The following is an 18407-nucleotide window of genomic DNA, read 5'->3' as shown; positions in this document are numbered from 1 at the left end:
GGGCCGGTTTGCTTTTGGGGCCTATTTTCCCAGGCCGTTGCGGAAGATCCAGTCGTTGATGAGATACAGCCCGTCCTTGCCCACCGGCGTAAAGCGCACCGAGCGCTCGTTGCGCACCTCGCCGGCCTCCACAAATTGAAAGCCCACGTATTTCTTGCGCAGCGGCGGAAAGTCCCGGATGCGCTTGGCCTCGGCCCGGATGCCCAGCCACAGGGGGGCGGCGTTGGGCTTGCCGGCCAGTTTGACCTGGACGAGCAAGGGGTGGTCGCGGCTGTCCTCGGTGAAATAGGGGCAGGCCGGCGCGTCATGGTGGATTTCCAGCAGCATTCCTCCGGCCGAGAGGTCCTTGATGCGGCAGTGCCCCAGGCTGTCGGGGATGATGCAAAACGGGCGCGGCCATTTCTCCAGGGAATTAAACAGATTCCAGTCGGCGGCCGGAGCCGGGGCGGCCATTTCGAACAGGGCCACGGCGTCGGGGTCAACGGGCAGGCGCTTGTGGTTGCGGCGGGTGAGTTCGAAAGTGGCCGGGATGGAGAGCTCCACCAGGCAGTGGCTCTCGTCCGGGCAGGCAACCGACACCACCGTGGTGCGGAAATCGCAGTAGGTGCTTTTCTTGTTGGCTCCGACCACGGCGAAGTAGCCGCTGACTTCCTGGCCCGGGGCGGCGTCGTTTAAGCGGTTGCCGCGCGGGGAGACCACGGTCATGGAGTCGTCGTCCACGCCGCGGATATGGCAGGGGTTGATGGCCGTGTCGGCGGGATCGGCGAACAGGTTGAAATAGAGGATGCTTTTCTGGTCGGCGGCAGCCAGGAGCACGGTGCGCTCGGCCACCTTGAGGCCACGGGAGGGCACGGTTTTTTTTTGCTGCTCCTCCTTGACTCGGGCCGGGGTGCGGCGCAGCCAGATCATGGCCGCCACCCGGTTGGCCACGCCCTGGGGCGGCTCGGCTCCCAGGCGCAGGCGTGATTCCGGGCAGTTACGGCTGGTTTGGCGGTCAAAGGCGGCCAGAAGCCGGCGCAGCAGTTCCAGGGAGCTGGCCTCGCCCGTCACACCCAGGGGCTTGGCATGGTCGGCCAGGGTGAAGACCTTGGGAATCTCGCCCATGACCAGGGCGGCCTGACGCTCCGGGCTGCCCGGGGTCCGGGCGGCGGCGGCGAAAAGCGCCTTGAAGGTGTCGAGGATAAACGTGGTCTTGTATTTCGCTTCGAGCAGCCGGGCGGTGTAGTCGAAGACCGGCCTCGCCGCCAGATCGACCAGACAGACCGTGCCGATGGAGCGCAGCCGCCAGTGGACGGCGTCGTCGGTTTTGCCCGGGGGCGCGATGATGTTGTCCCCGAGTTTGATGACGTGGTCGAAGGTGTTGAGTTCCAGGCAGTAGCCGTTTTCCCGCAGTTCGTTGGCGCAGCGGATGGGAAAATGGCGTTTGTCGTCCTCCCGCGTCCACAGCCAGCGGTGGTAGAGCAGTTCGTTGCTGAGAAAATCCAAAAACCGCCGACGATTGAACGGATTGGCCAGAAGTGCGCGCACCGAGGGTTCAAGCTGCTGGCGGTCGTTGTCGCAGGTCACCAATCCCCGGTTGACGAGCCAGGCCGGCAAGGCCTTGTCCTTGGCGAACACGTGGCGCTGGACCAGGGTGTCCACCGGGCAGTCGGCGGGCACGGCCAGGATGTTCTCGGCAATGCGCCGCATGAGCGTGGCGGCGGCCTGGATGAGCTGCGGGCGGCTGTCCGGGCCGGAAACAAGCGGAGTCAGCCGGCCGAAATGCAGGTCCAGACTGGCTTGGATGACGGGCGCCAGGGAATCGTTCATGCGAAACAACCTGCATCGTTGATTGTGGCGGCGATGTGGACAATCGATACCAGACTGACGTCAATTGGCAAGGGCGTGCCGCCGGCCGCGAAACCTACGGCAGGATGGTGACAATTGTATCGCGGCGGACCCAGCCCACCACGTCGTCGTCGGTTTCCAGACGCACGAAGCCGTTGCGGGCCGGGCCAAGGGCGACGCGGCGGCCGGGCGGCAGCACGAACAGGATTTCGGCTCCGGCCTCGGGGGCGCAGGCCAGGGGGGTGGCGGCGGCGACGGCAACCCTTGGGGCAAGGTTCGGCAACAGACGCCGCCAACCAGCCGGCTCGTCGGCCACGTCCCCGGCCTCGGCCCGCCGGCCCGGGCTGGCCGGAGCGTCGTCGGCCTGGGGGGAACCGGGCGCGGGCGCGACGATCAGCACCAGTTCCGGCCCGGCGGCCACGCTCCAGGTCCCAGCGGCCGGATCGAAGACCGCCACTGCAAGGCTCGGCAGGGTGTAGCGGTCCGGGGCGGCGGCCATGAGGCCATAGTGGAAGACGCGGCGTCCGGCCGCGCCGTCCGGGCCGGGCGTCAGGGCGTCCTCGTTCCCCAGGGCGCGCAGGAGCAGCCCCGGGGGGACGGCCAGCGGGGGCAGGGCCGCTCCGGCCAGATTGCCCCGGCCCGTCAGCGTGACGGTCAGGCGCGTCTCCTCACCCACGGCCAGGGCGGCCGGGGCCAGGGCGGCCGTGAGTTCCAGGCGTCCGACCAGCCCCGAATCGGGAAACCCGTCCGGCGGCGGCGGAAGCGGGCGGACCTCGGCGGCCAGGGCCGGTCCGGCGACCGTGAGGGGGGCCGAGGTTCCGGGCAGGCCGACGAGCCTGGCCTGGGGCGGCCCCAGGGGGAGGCGGCCGGCGCGTTTGGGGGTCAGGGCGTAGGCCACGCGGCTGACGACATACCGCTTCCCGCCGGCGGTGAGCTGGCCGTCGTCCTGGCCGGGCAGGGGGGCGGCGTCAAAGCCCTCGAAGGGTGGCGGGGTCACGGACAGGCCCGAGGCGGCCACGGAGCGGTACAGGGTCAGGGCATAGACGGCGGTCTGGCCGAGCCAGGGGTTGGGCGGAGTCAGGGTGGCGTCGAGAAAAACCGTCTTGCCGGCCAGCCCCGGCGGCGCTACGGCCGGCGCGGCAGGCCCGGGCGGAACCTGGGCCATGGCTGACCCGAAAAGGGCCAGGACCACGGCCAGGACCAGCGCCGCCGGCAGCCGGACGGCAAGGCCGAAAGCGCGCCTCACCAGTCCTTCTCCACCGTGGGCCGGGCATAGACCGGGGCCACGGGCTGCCCGACCAGATCCGGGATGCGCCCGAGCACGGGATCGTCGGCCGCGCCCGGGGCGTTCGCCCGACGCTGACGGGTTTCCTCGCCGTCCCGGCCGGCCACGGGCAGCCGGGCCTCGGCCGCCTTGTCGCCGGCCCGGCCGGGCGTCGGCGAGGCCGTCTCGCCGGAAGGCTTTGTTTCGCCCTGTCCGTCGTCGCCCGGCATCGGGGCCGGAGCCTGGCCGTTGCCCTGGTCCGTGGCTGGGCCCTGGCCGTCCGGTGAGGCCCCGGCCCGGTCGGGATCAGGCGCGCCGTCCTGGTCCGGGGCCGGCGACGGGTTGGTGCGCAGCCAGTCCAGGTTGGCCCGGGCGTCGGCGTCGGCCGGATCGAGGATCAAGGCGGCCTCGTAGGCGGCCATGGCCCGGCCCCGGTCGTGCAGTCGCCAGGCGGCGTTGCCCTGGTTGTAGCGGGCCTTGGCGGCCAGCGCCTTGTCCGGCCCGGCGGCGGCCCGGTCAAAGGCGGCCAGGGACTCGGCGAAACGGCCCAGGCGGTAATAGGCCACGCCAATGTTGAAGAGAATTGTCGCATCGTCGGGATCGCGAGCCCGGGCGGCCAGAAAGGCGGCCAGGGCGTCTTGCCCGTCGCCCCGGGCGGCGGCGGCCAGCCCACGCGCGTTTTGCTCGCCGGCCGTGGTGGCGGCCTCGGCCGGGCCGGCCAGGGTCAGGCTGGCCAAGAGCAGCAGCCCGGCCAGCCGCCGCCCCGGCGGCAGGGCTAGATCGGCCAGGAGCAGGGCCACGGCCAGGGCCAGAAACAGCGCGCCGTCGTCGGTTGTAGTCGTGTCCGGCGTGTTATCGGCCGGGACCGATTTGTCGGCCAGGGCGGCGGCAATGGCGGCGGCCGGCCAGGGCGCGTCCGGGGCCAGGCGGTAGGCCGCGCCGCCGGTGGCTTCGGCCAGGGCGGCCAGGGCCGGATAGTCCACTCCGGCGGCCACCGACGCGCCGGCTGCGTCGCGAAGCGCCTCGCCGCCCGGTCCGGGTACGGTCACCGGCTGGCCGGAACCCACGGCCACGGCATAGACCGGCACGCCCGGCGGCAGGACCGTCCGCGTCTGGCCGGCCGGCTTGACGGTCGCCTCGCCGTCCGTGACCAGGAGCACCGCCGCCGGCCGGACTCCGGCCAGGGCCAGCCCGGCCGCTTCCAGGCCCTTGGCCGGATCGGTGCCGCCCAGGGGCGCGGCCTCGGGAGTCAGGCCGTCCAGAAAAAGCGCCAGCCCGGCCCGGTCCGGGGTGGGCGGGCAAGCCAGCCAGGCCCGGCCGGCGAAACCTACCAGCCCGACATCCAGGCCGGGCAGCCGGGCAAGCACATCGAGCACGAGCCGCTTGGCCGCGCCCAGCCGGTCCGGCGGCACATCCCGGGCGAGCATGCTGCGCGAACAGTCGAGGACCACCATGAGCCGCAGCCGGGGCGGGGCCTTGGAGGCCGCGTCCGGCTTGCCGATCCCCAGGCGCGGCCCGACCCCGGCCAGGGCCAGGGCGGCCACGGCGCAGATAAAACATGTGCTTTTCAGGGCGCGTCGGCCCGGCCTCGCGGCCAGGGCCGGCCAGCCGGCGGCCAGGGCACGGCGACGCCGGCCGGCCGCCCAGGCGAAACCCAGGCACAAGGCGGCCGGGACAAGCAGCCACAGCCAGTCGGGACGGGCGAAGGTCATGGCAGGGTCAGCCCCCGTGTGGCGGCCAGGGCGGCCCAGGCCGTGAGCAGACACACGGCCAGCCTGGCCAGAAGCGGCGTCAGGGACTGGCCCCGGTCCGGTTCGGCCCGGATGTCGCTTGGCGTCAACGTATTGATGGCCGCCGTGGCCCGGACCAGGGCGGCCGCATCGCCGGCTCGCCAGAACGCGCCGCCGCCGGCTTGGGCCATGGCGGAAAGCGCCGCTTCGTCCACCGGCGCGGCTTCGGTGATGATCTGCTTGCCCAGGATCGGATGGGCCACGAGAAACGGGGCCGGCCCGTCGCCGCCCACGCCCACGGCAAAGACCGCCACACCATGCCGGACGGCGGCCTGGGCGGCGGGCACGGGGTCGGTCTCGCCGGCGTTGGACCGGCCGTCGCCGAAAACGACGACCGCCTTGGCCTGTCCCGGGCTCTCGTCCAGCCGCTTGGCGGCCAGCCCCACGGCGTCGCCCATGGCCGTCTTGCGCCCGGCCGCGCCGGTGTCGAGGCTGGCCAGCGCCTGGACCAGGGCGGCCCGGTCCGTGGTTGGCGGCACCACGAGATAGGCCCTGGCCCCGAAAGCCACCAGCCCGATGCGGTCGCCGGGCCGGGACAGGGCCAGCGTTTTCGCCGCCTCGGCCACGGCGGCCAGCCTGGTGATGGTGCGCCCTTCGGCCGGTATGTCCATGGCCGCCATGGACGGCGAGAGGTCCACGGCGAACATCATATCCACGCCCCGGCCGGCATAGGTCGGCGCGTCCGGCGGCAGGCTCGGCCCGGCCAGGGCCAGGACGGCGGCCACCAGCCCCAGGGGCCGCAAGAGGCCGCCCAGGTGCAACGTGAAGGACGGCCCGACGCCCCGGACCTCGCCGGCTCCGGGCAGGGCGGCGGCTGCCCGGCCTTCGGCCCGGCGGCGCAGCCACAAGGCCGCCGGCAAAAGCAGCACCAGCGCCAGCGCCGCCGGATGGGCCAGGGCGATCACGGCCGCCCCCCGACGAGCGCCCGCGCGGCGGCCAGATCGGCCGCACGCTCCCCCGGTCCATACGCCGCCCCGGCATAGCCGGCCGCCTCGGCGCGTTCCAAAAGCGTCGCCAAGGCCCGCCCCAGTTCCGGCTCAAAAGTCGAGGTCGCCAGCCCGGCCGTGATTTCCTCGGCGGTCCTGGCCGTGGCGGCCACACCCCGGACTTCCAGTCCGGCCCGGACCACGGCGGCCAGGCGGAAAGCGAACTCGCGGTCGTCCAGGCTGGCCGCCTCGGCCTCCAGGGCTTTCCAGGCGGCCCGGGCATCGGTCAGAGCCATGGGCCGCCCTGCGGTCTGCCCGCCCTGGCGAAGCCGCCCGTGCCGCCACAAGGCCAGACCGCACACGGCCAGCAGCGCGCCGCCGGCCAGCCAGGGCAGCGGCGACGGTGCGCCCTCAAGCGGCAGCGGTCCCTTGATGTCGCGGATGTCGGTCACGGGCGCGGCCCCAGGCCCCGCCCCCGGGAGGCGCGGCGGCGCAGATAGCCGGCAAGCGCCTCGGCCGGATGCTCGTCCGCCGGCAGGGCCAGCGTGTGGACTCCGGCCCGGGCCAGGGCCGCGCGACCGGCCTCGCGCCGGGCTTGCCGGGCGGCGACAAAACGCGCCCGGGCGGCCGGCGCGGCGCAATCAATGACGACCGGCCGGCCGTCCTCGGGATCAGCCACGGCAGCCAGGCCCACCGGCGGCAGGCAGGCGCCATCGTCCGGGACGATAAACCCGGCGGCCACGTCATGCCGGGCAGCCAGTCGGCCAAGGGGGAGTGCGAAATCGCCGGAAAGGAAATCGGAAAAAAGCAGCACCGCGCTGCGATGCACCAAGGCGGTCTCGGCCAGGGTCAAGGCCGGCCCGGGAGCGGTTCCCCGGCCCTGGGGACGGGTTTCGGCCAGGAGCCGGGCCACGGCCACGGGCACGGCCGGGCCGGCGCGCGGCGGCAAAAAAGCCTCGATGCGGTCGGTGAAAAGGACCAGCCCGACCCGGTCGCGGCTGACGGCGGCGCTGACGGCCAAGGTCACAGCAGCCACGGCGGCGGTCAGATACAGCGGCTCGCGCGGACAGAGGCAGGTCATGGAGGGGCTGACGTCCACGGCCAGCATCAAAGTCAGGCTGCGCTCTTCCCGGAAACGCTTCACAAACGGCCGGCCCAGACGGGCCGTGGCCTTCCAGTCCATGGCCGCCACGTCGTCGCCGGGCGCATACTCTCGGGACTCCTCATACTCCATGCCCGCGCCCGGATACGCGCCGCGATATTCGCCAACAAGCGGCGCGGCGGCGGCCAACCGCGGCGACAGGCGCAACCGACGTGCCCGGGCAAGAAGCTGCGAAGCCTGCATGTTCCCCATGCCGCTCGGTATCAAGCCCCCGCCCCCCCGGCAAGGCCGGGGGGAAAGAGAGAAGAGGGAAGAGTGCCTCCGGCGGCCGGGGGCCTGAGGCCCCCGGCCCCCCCAATTAGTCTGCGGTGCGCGCTGTTACTTTCTTGGATGCTCACTGTTTGGGGGGCGCTTTTTCCTTCAGGCAAGGCCTGAAGGAAAAAGCGCCCCCCAGTCAGGGAGGGTCCGGGAGGGGGTCACCCCCTCCCGGCCGCCGGAGGCTCTGCTTTTCTCTTATTCCATGGCCCGGATGCGGGCGACGGTTTCGCGGGCGTCGGCGGCGCAGGCGAGCATGCCGTGCATGAAGCTGAAAAAGTGCATGACTTCGCTTAAGTCGTAGGCGGCCGGGGCGCGGTCGCGGCGCATGTCGGCGAGTTTCTCCCGGGCCTTGGCCACGGCGGCGTCCAGGGCGTCCACGTCGGGCAGGGGGGCGTTGCCGCGCAGGTGGGCGGCGAGCTTGGTGAGCACATCGGCCCCGGCGTGTTCCAGATCGGCCATTTCCTCGGGCAGGTGGCGGTGCAGCCCCTTGCCGCGCCATTCGGCGGCCACGTGGTCCATGCCCAGCACGTGTTCGAAGAGCCGTTCGCCGCGAAAAAGCAGCATGGCGCGCAGGGCGCTTTCGCCCCGATCGCGGCTTTCGGCGTCGGCTTCCAGGCGCAGTTCCCGGCAGCGGGCCAGGGTGCGCAGAATGCGGTCCTTTAAGGCGAACACGTGGCGCTCGGGGTAGTCCTCGCGGATGCGGCCTTCCACCACCACGGCGAAAAGCGAGGCCACGTCCTCGAAGAGCTTGGCCAGGCCATGGGACAGCGCCCGGCTGGCCCGGGAGGGGAACACAACCACCGAGGTCACAAGCGCCGTGACGATGCCCACGGCGATTTCCAGGAACCGGTCGAAGCCGAGTTCCAGGGCCGGCATGTCGGGGTGGCCGGCCAGGATGACGATGACGGCGGTGATGCCGGCCACGCGTGAGCTTTCCCGCAGTTTGGGGATGGCGGCGCACACGGCCAGGGTGGCGAAGACGGAAAGTCCGGCGGCGGCCACGGTCTGGCCGCCGAAGTGGGAAGCCGCCGCGCCAAAGGCCGCGCCCACGGCCGTGCCGGCTAGCCGGGTCCAGGCGGCGCGGATGGAGCCGCCGAGATTGGCCTGCATGACGATGACGGCCGTGACCACGGCCCAGTAGCCCTGGGGCAGGTTGAGAAAGGTGACGAGCAGTTGGGTGGCCACCACGGCCACAGCCGTGCGCAGGGCGTGGCGCAGGCCGAAACGTCTGGCGAAACGGCCGAGGCGGCCGGCAGTGTCGGAAAGGCTGGTCATGGGGACGGGATGCTCCTTGGCGCGAAGACGGGCTTCCTAACGCCGACGCGCCCGAATGGGAAGCCCCCGGGTGGGATCATTCCCGGGGCAACGGTTGTGTCCACAATCACCCTATGGTATTTCTCACCCCGTTGGCCAAGGGTTTGGATGTCCTCGAACCCTGATGGAGCGAGAGCCGTGCCAGAAGTTGCCGTGCTATTCGTTTTGCCGTTGCGCGGCTGTCCGCCCGGGCGGACGCGCCCATGAGCGGCGCGAGGCTGCTCGTGGCCGGCGGGCCGGACCGGGACGCCGTTGCCCTGGCCGCCGCCCTCGACCGGCCCGGCCGGGTCTGTCGCGCGGCCCTGCCCACTTCCCTGCCTGACATTCTGTCCGCCGCCCCGGCGGATGTGCTCATCATCCCGCTTTTTGGCCTGGGCGGCCCCGAGCCGTTGCCGGAACTGCTGACGCTGCTGGACGGCGTGGCAGCTGCGGTCGTGTTTGTGGCCGATGCCGGGTTCGCGGCTCCGTCCGAGGGCCTGCGCCTGCTGCCGGGGCTGGCCGCCGCCGGCGTCGACACGGTCCTTGCCCTGCTGGCCGAGCGTGACGAAGCCTCTTGTCGTTCCCTGGAAAATCTGGCCTGGAAACGCACGTTTTTAAGCGGCTTCTCCGGTCTGGTCGTGGTTTGCGACAGCCATCGGCGGGTGGTGCGCGGCAATGCCCCCCTGACCCATCGGGCCGGGGCCGATCCGGCCGGCATGACCTGCCATGCCGCCCTGCACGGCCGGGGCGAACCCTGCCCCTGGTGCCCGGCCGACGAGGTACTGGCCGGCCGTGTGGTGGCCATGGAGATCCAAAGCCCCCTGGACGGCCGGTATTTCGCCATGACCTGCGCGCCCCTGGTCCTGCCCGGCCAGGAGACGCTCATTCTCACGCTTTTAACCGACGTCACCGAACGCAACATGGCCGTCGCCCGGCTCAAATCCCTCAACCGCGATCTGGAGAGGCGGGTGTCCGAACGCACCGACGTATTGGCCCGCCAGACCGAGGAACTGGCCGAAGCCAACAACCGCCTCGTCGAACTCGATGCCCTCAAATCCGGTTTCCTGGCCACGGTCACCCACGACCTGCGCACGCCCCTGACTTCGGTGCTGGGCTTCGCCAAGCTCGTGCGCCGGGAGTTTCTCAAGGAATTCATGCCGTTTTCCGATGTCAGCGACAAGCTTCGCCGCAAAGGGACGCGCATTGCCGACAATCTGCGCATCATCGAAAACGAAGGCGAACGGCTCACCCGGCTGGTCAACGATTTCCTTGATCTTTCGCGCATCGAATCCGGCCGGCTGCCCTGGAACGACCGCGACGTGGACCCCGGCGAGGTGCTGCGGCTGGCCGCCGAGGCCGTGGGCGGCGAGTTCGAGCAAAACGAACGTCTGGCCCTGGTGGTGGACGTGGCCGGCCCCTTGCCGGCTTTGCGTCTGGACCCGGACCGGCTGGTGCAGGTGCTGGTCAACCTGCTCACCAACGCCGTGCGCCACACCCGGGAAGGGGTGGTGACGCTGGGCGCGCGCCGGTTGCCTTCGGGCCGGTTGGAACTGCGGGTGGACGACACCGGCCCGGGTATCGACGAAAAGGACCGGGAACGCATTTTCGATAAATTCTATCAGGCCCGCCGGGGCGACACCCGGCCGGAAAAAGTCCGGGGCTCGGGCCTGGGGCTGGCCATCTGCAAACACATCGTGGAACGCTACGACGGCTCCATCCGGGCCGAAGGACGCACTCCCCACGGCACAAGCTTCGTGGTGGAGCTGCCGCCGGCCGCCGCGTCGCCCGCGGCCCCGACCTCGCCCACAACCCGCCCCAACGCCGAGCCGTTGCCGTCATAGCGGGGGGAAAGGGAGAGGAAGATGCCTCCGGCGGCCGGGAGGGGGGTACCCCCTCCCGGCCCCCCAAACAGGCAGGCCCCCGGGGAAAAGGAGCGGAGGTCGCAGACCAATTGGGGGGTCCGGGGGCCTCAGGCCCCCGGCCGCCGGAGGCCTCTTCTGCCTCAAATATCGTTTAAGTCGATGGTCTTGGGCGCGGGTTTGGCGGGCTTGGCCGGGTCTTTGGCTCCGGCCGGCGCGCTGGGCTGGCCGGGCGCGGACAGGTTTGAGCCGCTGTAGGACGGGCTGGACGCGGCGGCGGGAGCGGAGGACGCGGCCGGGGCGGCGCGTTTGGCGCCGCACACCAGCCGCACGCCTTCCAGGCGCGAGCGAGCCTGGGCATTGCCGGCCTCGCGGCGCAGCGCTTCCTGGTAGGCGGCCTGGGCCTTGTCGCATTGGCCTGTCAGCAGTGAGGCGTCGCCCAGGGCCACGGCGGCCCGGGGATCCTTGCCGCCGGCTTTGGCGGCGGCTTCGAGCATGTCGCGGGCGCGGGCGGCGTCGCCGCCGGCCAAAAGCGTCAGGCCAAGTCCTTCCATGGCCGGCGCGGAAGTAGGGCTGGCGGCCAGGGCGGCGCGGAAGGCCACCTCGGCCTTGTCCTGGCCGTCCTTGGCGCAAGCCGTGCCGCCCCGGGCCAGGGTGTCGGCCCCGGCCGAGGGGCCGGCCTTGGACAGTTCGCGGCAGGCGGCGGCGTAATCTTTTTTCTCAAACGCGGCGTTGCCGGCGGTGGCGGGGTCGGCGGCCGGTTCGGACGAGGAAAATTTCATGGAGCCGCAGCCGGGCAGCACGGCGAGCAGGGCGGCCAGGGCCACGGGCGCGGCAAAGCTGCGTATCGACATGAGGGAACCTCCGAAAAAAGCGGTCTTGGATGTCCTGGCTATCCCAAAGCCCGGCCGGATTGTCAAATTGCCGGCCGCCTGGTAGGCGGATAGCATCCCTCCCCTTAAACCGGAGGCCTGCCATGCCCTGGCGTATCCTCTTGGCGTTTTGCCTTCTGGTTCAGGCTTTGCCGGCCCTGGCCGGCGAAACCGTCCATCAGGCCCGGCCCGGCGACCACCCCGTAGCCCTGGCCAAACGCTATCATGTCACCCTGGCCGCCATTTTGGCCCGCAATCCCGGCCTTGATCCCTGTCGCATCATGGTCGGCGACGCCATCGTCATTCCCGATGCGCTGACCGTTCCCGCGCCGTCCCCGACCGGTCCCGCGCCGTCGGCCAAGGCGGCTCCCGGGTCTGGCCCGGCTGTGTCCGCCAAGACCGAAGCTCCAATCGGCGCTATGGCCGGCCCGGCCCTGTTGCCCGACGAAGAGGCGGCCGGGCGCAAGTACGTGGTCGCGCCGGGCGATTGCCCGGCGGTCATTGCCGAGCGGTTCGGCATTCCGCTGGAGGTGTTGGAGAAGGCCAATCCCGGTCTGGACGCCAAGCGGCTGCCGGTGGGTTGCGTTTTGGCCGTGCCGGACGCGGCGGCCTGCGCGCCGCCGCCCGTGGTCGTGGCCCGGCCCGGGGAACCGGTCTCCACCGCGCCGCTGGTCATGGATTTGAAATAACCCCCCTTGCCGGGCGCGCCCGGGGCGGGCATACCGCTTGGCGGAGGGGTTGCCATGCTGACTGCCGAGGAAACGGCCGGGGCGGCGCGCGTCGCCCAGGCCCTGCGCGCGGAGATGGGAAAGGTGCTGGTTGGCCGCGAGGCGCTTGTCGAGCGGCTCCTGGTCGGGCTTTTGTGTCGGGGCCACGTGCTTCTCGAAGGCGTGCCGGGGCTGGCCAAGACCCTGGCCGTGACGACCCTGTCCCGGGTGGTTACGGCCGCGTACAGCCGGGTGCAGTTCACGCCCGATCTGTTGCCCGCCGACATCCGGGGAGCTGAGGTCTACCAGCCGGCCACGGGCACGTTTACCGTGCGCAAGGGGCCGATCTTCGCCAACATCGTGCTGGCCGACGAGATCAACCGCGCGCCGGCCAAGGTGCAGTCGGCGCTCTTGGACGCCATGGCCGAGGGCAAGGTGACCATTGGCGGCGAAACCTTCGATCTGCCGCGCCCGTTTCTGGTCTTGGCCACCCAAAATCCCATCGAGCAGGAAGGGACGTATCCCTTGCCCGAGGCCATGGCCGACCGGTTCTTGCTGCATTTGACCCTGGGCTATCCCGGGGCCGGGGAGGAGGCGGAGATCGTGCGCCGGGCCTGTCTGGAAGAGGAGCCCGAGCCGCGTGCGGTGCTGGACGGGGCCGGGGTACTGGCCTTGTCGCGGCTGTGCGGCCGGGTGCGGCTGGATGCTCGGCTGAGGGAGTACATCGTGGCCGTGGTCGCGGCCACCCGCGATCCGGCCGGGGCCGGGCTGCCCGAATTCGCCGACAAGGTGGCCTACGGCGCCTCTCCCCGGGCGTCCATTGCCCTGGCCCTCACGGCCCGGGCGCTGGCCCTGTTGTCCGGCCGGGATTTCGCCGGTCCGGCCGACGTCAAGGCCATGGCGGCCGACGTCATGCGCCACCGCATCCTGCTCACCTACGAGGGCCTGGCCGAAGGCCTCACGCCCGACGCGGTCATCGCCGCCGTCCTAAACGCCGTCCCCGTCCCCTAACCCCCGTCCAACAATTGGGGGGGCCGGGGGCCTCAGGCTCCCGGCCGCCGGAGGCATCTTTCTCTCTTAAAACAACGCCTTCGGATCAGCCGGCGTCAACTGCGGCGGTGGCGCGCCGGCCTGGGCCGTGGCCGTGGGGTAGCCCGGACCGCGAGCGCTTGGCGGCAGGAATTTGATGGCCGCCAGCACCTGCTTTTCCGCTTCGGGATCAAAGGGAGCCGGCTTGTAGGCGGTAAGCCGCGCGGCCACGCGTTCGAGCTGGTCCGGGGTGAGGCGTTTTTCGAGCACGGCCTTGGCCCGGGCCGCCCGCTGGAGCAGGGCGTCGCCGCCCGGAGCGCGGCTGGCCAGCGTCAGCCAGAAAAGCGCGCTTTCGAAATCGCGCGGCACTACCCGGCCTTCGTAATAAAACCCGGCCAGCATGGCCTGGGCCTGGGCGTAGCCCTGGCCGGCGGCCAGACGGTACCAGCGGAAGGCTTCCTGGGGATCGGACGGCGTGCCCCGGCCGGTCAGGGTCATGGTGGCCACGTTGCTGCGGGCGTGGGCATCGCCGCCCTTGGCCGCTTCGAGCATCCAGCGCAGGGCCTCGGCGTCGTTGACCGGTCCCCCCTTGCCCGTCAGGTACATGAGCCCCAGGTTGAACTGGGCCCGAGCGTCGCCGTGGGCGGCGGCCTGCTCGTACCATTTGCGCGCCTCGGCGAAATCCGGCTCCCCGGCCAGGCCTTTGGACAGCAGCGACCCCAGGGCGAAGCCGGCTTCCAGGTCGCCGGCATTGGCCGCTTCGCGGTAGTAGGTCACGGCCTTGGCCAGATTGGCGGCGCTGGGAAATTCCTCTTCGGACAGGGCGGCGAGCAGGCCCTTGGCTTCGGGCACGCCGGCCTCGGCCGCCTTGGCGCACCAGCGGAAGGCTTCGGCCGGATTGCCGGATACGCCCTGGCCGGACAGGTGGAGCAGGGCCATGGCGTACATGGCCTGGGGCTGTCCGGCCCAGGCGGCCTGGGATAAAAGCGCCGCTCCGGCGGTCGGATCGCCCGGCAGCCGGCCGCGCACCATGCCAAGGCCGAGCAGGGTGGCCGAAGCGTCGTCGCCGGCGGAGGCCGCCTTGGCGCAGAAACGGGCCGCCCGGGCCGCGTCGCGGCGCTCCTGCGGGCCGGCGGCAAAGACGCGGCAAGCCACGCCCGCCGCCCGGTCGTCGGCCTCGGCGGCAGCGTCGTAGAGGGCCACGGCCCGGGTTTTGTCGCGAAAGACGCCTTCTCCGGCAAAATACATGTCGCCGAGTTGGAGCATGGCCGGCACGTGGCCGGCCTGGGCCGCGCGCTCGAAAAGCCGCGCCGCCTCCAGGGGATAGGCCGTCACGCCCTGGCCGGACAGATACATGAGCCCCAGATCGTAGGCGGCCGGGGCGTGGCCGGCCTCGGCGGCCTTGCGCCGCAGGGCCGCCGCCTTGGCCGGATCGGCCGGCACGCCCCGGCCGTCGGCGCACAGCTCGGCCAGCCGGGTGAGCGCCTCGGCCTCGCCGGCGGCCGCCGCTTTCTCGAACCAGGCCGCCGCCTCGGCCGGCGTGCCGCCGCGCCGGTCGCCGGCCTCGGACAGGGCCAGCAGGGTCTGGCCCAGGGCCGTGGCGGCCTGGGGATCGCCGGCTGCGGCCGCCTGGCCAAGCAAAGATAGAGCCGCGTCGATGTCCATGGGGCCGCCGGCCCCGGAAGCCCGCATGACGCCCAGGCGAGCCATGGCCTTGACGTCGCCCCGGGCCACGGCTTTTGCGTAGAGGCCGGCGGCGGACGCGTCGTCGTGGCTGAGGCTTCGGGTCAGGTCGCCGGCCGCGACCATGGCGGCCACGTCGCCCTTGCCGGCGGCGTAGGTGAAAAGGGTGAGCGCGCGGGCCTCGTCGCGGGGCGTTTGCCGGCCGGCGGCCAAAAGCGTGCCCAGCCGGCGCGAGGCGGCCACCGACCCGCGCCCGGCGGCGGCTTCCAGCAGCGGCAGCGCCTCGGCTTCGCGCCCCTGGTCGAACAGCCGGGAGCCACGCTCGGGCGTGAGGCAGCTGGCGGCCACGAGCCACATGGCCCCGGCCAAAAGCAGCGCATAGGCCGTCCCGGCCAGGACGGCGCGGCGGCTTATGCGGCTTGCGGAATGGGGCGGGCGGGACATGGCGGCTGGCCTCCGGCGTGGGGTGGGGTCTGGGACCATCCTTAGGCCAAACCCGGACGGCTCACAATCCCCGGCCTAGAATTGGGGGAAGGCGATGGAAAGATAGGGCTGGCCGTTTAAGGGCAGGGCCATGGCGGCCAGGGCTCCGGCGGCGATGGCCGGGCCGTAGCACAGCCGCTTGCCGGGCTGGATGCGGCCGTGGGACAGGCGCATGGCCGCCAGCCATAAGGCAATCTGCACGCCGCCGGCCAGACTGGTGAAAAGCGCCAGACTGACCAGAGCCGAGGGGCCAAGGCCGGCCCCGACCACGGCCAGAAGCTTCACGTCGCCCGCGCCCAGCACCCGAAAGGCGTACGGGATAAGAAAAATGAGCAATGCCCCGGCCAGGCCGAGCAGGCTGTCGCCAAGACCCGAAAGGCCGTAAAACCAGGCCTGAATGCCCAGGATGAGCACGGCGGCCGGAAAGGTGATCCGGTTGGGGATGCGGCGGGTGGCCACGTCCACGGCCGCGCCGGCCACGACGGCGGCGGCGACCACGGCAAAGAGGGCGAGGGTCGGCGTGGGCAGATCCATGAAGCCTCCGATTTTTCCGGGTGTAGCGGCAAACGGGCGTGATGTCCAACGCCTGCCCCGGCCTTGACGTATACACGCAAACCGGCGAGAAACAGCGAATATAGAGAAACGAGCCGGCCTGTTCCGGCCGCCCGTTTCCGTCGTCGGAGCAGACATGGAGCAGTCGCGCGCAAAGGCCTCCGAGGCCCCTGTGGCAGATGTCGTCGCCGAACGGGACCGCTTGCGCCTGACCCTGGCCGAAGCCGGGGGCATCATCGAGCGCCTGCGGGCCGAGGCCCAGGCCGGCAGCCAGGCCAAGGCCGATTTCATGGCCCGCATGACCCATGAAATGCGCACCCCTCTTTCGGCCATCATCGGCCTGTCCAATCTGGCCAAGCCCTTGGCCGCCGACGCCAAGTTGGCCGACTATCTGGTGAAGATCGCCCAGGCCGCCCGGGGCCTTCTGGAGGTGGTGGACGACATCACCGATTTTTCGCGTTTGGAAAAAGGCCAGGCCGATCTTACCATCGCGCCCTTCAAGCCGGCCGAGGCCCTGGAACGGGTGGCTGGGCGCATCGCCGAGGCGGCCCGCGAAAAAGGGCTGACCCTGGCCGTGCGTCTGGATCCGGCCGTGCCGGCCGTCCTGGTCGGCGACAGCGCCCGTCTGGAAGCCGTGCTCGGGCATCTGGCCGGCAACGCCGTCAAATTCACCGAACGCGGTGGCCTGCGCCTGGAGGCCGATCTGGCCGGCGGCGACGCCCAGACGGCGCAAGTCGCCTTTGCCGTCACCGACACCGGCATCGGCATGGACAAGGCCGCCATCCCGGAAATGTTCGACTCCTTCACCCAGGCCGACGGTTCCTTGTCGCGGCCCTACGGCGGCACCGGACTGGGGCTGGCTCTGGCCAGCCGGGGCGTGGCCCTGCTTGGCGGGGTGCTCGAAGTGGAGAGTCTGGCCGGGCAGGGGACTCGGTTTCGTTTTGTCGTGCCCTTCGCCCGGGCAAGCGAGGCCGGCCGCGAGCGAACGGTCCAGGCTCCCGCCCCGGCTGCGCCAAAGCCGGCCCCGCGCCCCCGGGAGGCCGTCTCGTCGGCCATGCGTCCCCTGTCCGGCACGTTGGTGCTTTTGGTCGAGGACAACGCCATCAACCAACAGGTGGCCCGGGAAACCCTGGAAAGCCTGGGCGCGGCTGTGGACGTGGCCATAAACGGCCGGGAAGCCGTGGAAATGGTCCGCTCATCGCTCTACGACGTCGTGCTCATGGACGTGCAAATGCCGGTCATGGACGGCCTGGCCGCCACCCGGGCCATCCGCCAGCTTCCCGGCACGGCCGAGCTGCCCATCGTGGCCCTGACCGCCCATGCCCTGGCCGAGGACCGCGAACGCTGCCTGGAAGCCGGCATGAACGACTATCTGACCAAGCCCCTGGAGGTGGACCGGCTGCTGGCATCCCTGGGCCAGTGGATCGCCCCGGCCGCCGCCGCCGCGCGCGGCCGCGACGCCGCTCCCGCCGGCGTGGTGGTGTCCGCTCCGGCCCACGGCACGGCCGCAGCTGTCGCGGCCGAGGGCATGGACCTCGCCGCCGCCCGTCGTCGGCTCGGGGGCAACGAACGCCTGCTGGCCAGCGTGGCCGCCGAGTTTGTCCGGGACTATGCCGCCGCCGCCGCCGCCCTGGAGGCGCATATCGCCGACGGCGAGCTGGAGGCGGCCCGGCGGCTGGCCCATACCGTCAAAGGCGTGGCCGGCACCCTGGCCGCCTTGCCCTTGGCCGAAGCCGCCCGGGAGCTGGAAACCGTGCTGGCCGTGGGCGGCCGGCCCGGCCCGGGCGTCCTGCGCGCCTTTGCCCGAAGCCTGGACGCGGCCGTGGCCAGCGCCGCCTCCCTGGCCCCGCCCAAGGAGCCCGAGCCGGCTTGCTCCCTTGGCCCCTGCTGGCGGGTGCTGCTGGTGGACGACGCCAAGCTCAACCGGGCGATTTTTTCCCAGATCCTGCGCAGCGGCGGCCATGAGGTGGTCACGGCCGAAAACGGCAAGGACGCCTGTCGCCGGCTTTTTGGCCAAAAGCCCGACGGTCGGCCTTTCGACCTCATCCTCATGGACATCGAGATGCCCGAGATGGACGGCCCCACCGCCGCCCGCACCATCCGCCGGCTGCTGGCCGCCAGCGTCGCCCCGCCGTGCGCCCCGGGCGTGCCCATCGTGGCCCTGACTTCCCACGACTGCAAGGACGAGGCGGCGCGCTGCCTGGAGGCCGGCATGGACGCCTGCCTGCACAAGGTGTTCGAGCAGGGCGAGCTTTTGGCCATTCTCCAAGGCCTCATGGACGGCCGGGAACCCGCCGGCCAGGAGGTCAGGACGCCCCATCCGGCCGGGGCAAACACGGCTGGGCTGGCTCCGGCGCTGCGGCGTCTGGCCGGACATCTGGCCGAAGGCAACATCCGGGCCGACGAGGACATGGCCGTGGTGCGCGAGGCGTTTATTGGCCGGGTCGCGCCGCCGCAACTGGCCGAATTGGGCGAGGCCGTGGACCGCTACGATTTCACCGCCGCCGCCGTGATTCTCGACCGGCTGGTCGAGGCTTTGGGGTTGCGTCTGAAAGAATAGGCGGGAGGCGGGGAATGCCTCCGGCGGCCGGGAGGGGGCAACCCCCTCCCGGACCCTCCCTGAAAGGGGGGAGGCGGATTGGTGGGTTAAAGGAATTTTCGTGGGATGTCGGGCGTTAGCGTTTGCGGCGCAGCTTGCCGCC

The 18407-nt window shown here is 71.5% G+C and carries 14 protein-coding genes; 4 read left to right on the top strand and 10 right to left on the bottom strand.

Translation table 11 applies throughout. From position 1 onward, the window contains the following. Window positions 1-21 precede the first annotated feature (21 nt). The 7 genes from DMR_RS16635 to DMR_RS16605 all read right to left on the bottom strand — a co-directional run bounded on the left by DMR_RS16635 (window position 22) and on the right by DMR_RS16605 (window position 8502). A complete protein-coding gene (locus tag DMR_RS16635; RefSeq protein ID WP_015862152.1) occupies window positions 22-1809 on the bottom strand; it encodes a hypothetical protein in 1788 nt (595 codons plus the stop codon). 94 nt (window positions 1810-1903) lie between these two features. Continuing rightward, window positions 1904-3073, bottom strand: coding sequence for a BatD family protein (locus tag DMR_RS16630; RefSeq protein WP_015862151.1), 1170 nt, complete (start codon window positions 3071-3073; stop codon window positions 1904-1906). Beyond that, window positions 3070-4803, bottom strand: a complete 1734-nt coding sequence (locus tag DMR_RS16625; protein WP_043600949.1) for a vWA domain-containing protein — start codon at window positions 4801-4803, stop codon at window positions 3070-3072. Before DMR_RS16625 ends, DMR_RS16630 begins: the two co-directional genes overlap by 4 nt. Continuing rightward, window positions 4800-5786, bottom strand: coding sequence for a VWA domain-containing protein (locus DMR_RS16620; protein WP_015862149.1), 987 nt, complete (start codon window positions 5784-5786; stop codon window positions 4800-4802). Before DMR_RS16620 ends, DMR_RS16625 begins: the two co-directional genes overlap by 4 nt. After that, complete coding sequence (locus DMR_RS16615) at window positions 5783-6259, bottom strand: hypothetical protein (protein WP_015862148.1); 477 nt, start codon at window positions 6257-6259, stop codon at window positions 5783-5785. Before DMR_RS16615 ends, DMR_RS16620 begins: the two co-directional genes overlap by 4 nt. Further along, the gene (locus DMR_RS16610; RefSeq protein WP_043601835.1) at window positions 6256-7152 is read right to left on the bottom strand and encodes a DUF58 domain-containing protein; all 897 of its coding nucleotides are present in this window, start codon (window positions 7150-7152) and stop codon (window positions 6256-6258) included. The genes DMR_RS16615 and DMR_RS16610 overlap by 4 nt, the downstream gene beginning before the upstream one ends. 270 nt (window positions 7153-7422) lie before the next feature. Further along, window positions 7423-8502, bottom strand: coding sequence for an FUSC family protein (locus DMR_RS16605; protein WP_015862146.1), 1080 nt, complete (start codon window positions 8500-8502; stop codon window positions 7423-7425). 242 nt (window positions 8503-8744) lie between these two features. On the opposite strand from DMR_RS16605, the gene DMR_RS16600 reads away from it, so the two are divergent. Then, entirely contained in the window at window positions 8745-10361 is a 1617-nt protein-coding gene (locus tag DMR_RS16600; RefSeq protein ID WP_015862145.1) for a sensor histidine kinase, read from the top strand. 161 nt (window positions 10362-10522) lie between these two features. On the opposite strand, the gene DMR_RS16595 is transcribed toward DMR_RS16600, so the two are convergent. Continuing rightward, complete coding sequence (locus tag DMR_RS16595) at window positions 10523-11233, bottom strand: tetratricopeptide repeat protein (protein WP_043601834.1); 711 nt, start codon at window positions 11231-11233, stop codon at window positions 10523-10525. Window positions 11234-11355: 122 nt separating this feature from the next. Between DMR_RS16595 and DMR_RS16590 the strand changes: the two genes are divergently transcribed. Continuing rightward, the gene (locus DMR_RS16590; RefSeq protein WP_015862143.1) at window positions 11356-11940 is read left to right on the top strand and encodes a LysM peptidoglycan-binding domain-containing protein; all 585 of its coding nucleotides are present in this window, start codon (window positions 11356-11358) and stop codon (window positions 11938-11940) included. A gap of 54 nt (window positions 11941-11994) precedes the next feature. Continuing rightward, complete coding sequence (locus DMR_RS16585) at window positions 11995-12969, top strand: AAA family ATPase (RefSeq protein WP_015862142.1); 975 nt, start codon at window positions 11995-11997, stop codon at window positions 12967-12969. 66 nt (window positions 12970-13035) lie between these two features. On the opposite strand, the gene DMR_RS16580 is transcribed toward DMR_RS16585, so the two are convergent. Both DMR_RS16580 and DMR_RS16575 read right to left on the bottom strand, forming a co-directional pair. Continuing rightward, entirely contained in the window at window positions 13036-15114 is a 2079-nt protein-coding gene (locus DMR_RS16580) for an SEL1-like repeat protein (RefSeq protein ID WP_043600947.1), read from the bottom strand. A 75-nt stretch (window positions 15115-15189) separates the two neighbouring features. After that, the gene (locus tag DMR_RS16575) at window positions 15190-15687 is read right to left on the bottom strand and encodes an A24 family peptidase (RefSeq protein WP_015862140.1); all 498 of its coding nucleotides are present in this window, start codon (window positions 15685-15687) and stop codon (window positions 15190-15192) included. 190 nt (window positions 15688-15877) lie between these two features. Between DMR_RS16575 and DMR_RS16570 the strand changes: the two genes are divergently transcribed. Next, window positions 15878-18265, top strand: coding sequence for a response regulator (locus tag DMR_RS16570; protein ID WP_232502817.1), 2388 nt, complete (start codon window positions 15878-15880; stop codon window positions 18263-18265). Window positions 18266-18407: the final 142 nt, after the last annotated feature.

The sequence above is a fragment of the Solidesulfovibrio magneticus RS-1 genome (assembly GCF_000010665.1).
Taxonomy (GTDB): domain Bacteria; phylum Desulfobacterota; class Desulfovibrionia; order Desulfovibrionales; family Desulfovibrionaceae; genus Solidesulfovibrio; species Solidesulfovibrio magneticus.
This window is presented reverse-complemented; position numbering and strand designations above follow the sequence as displayed.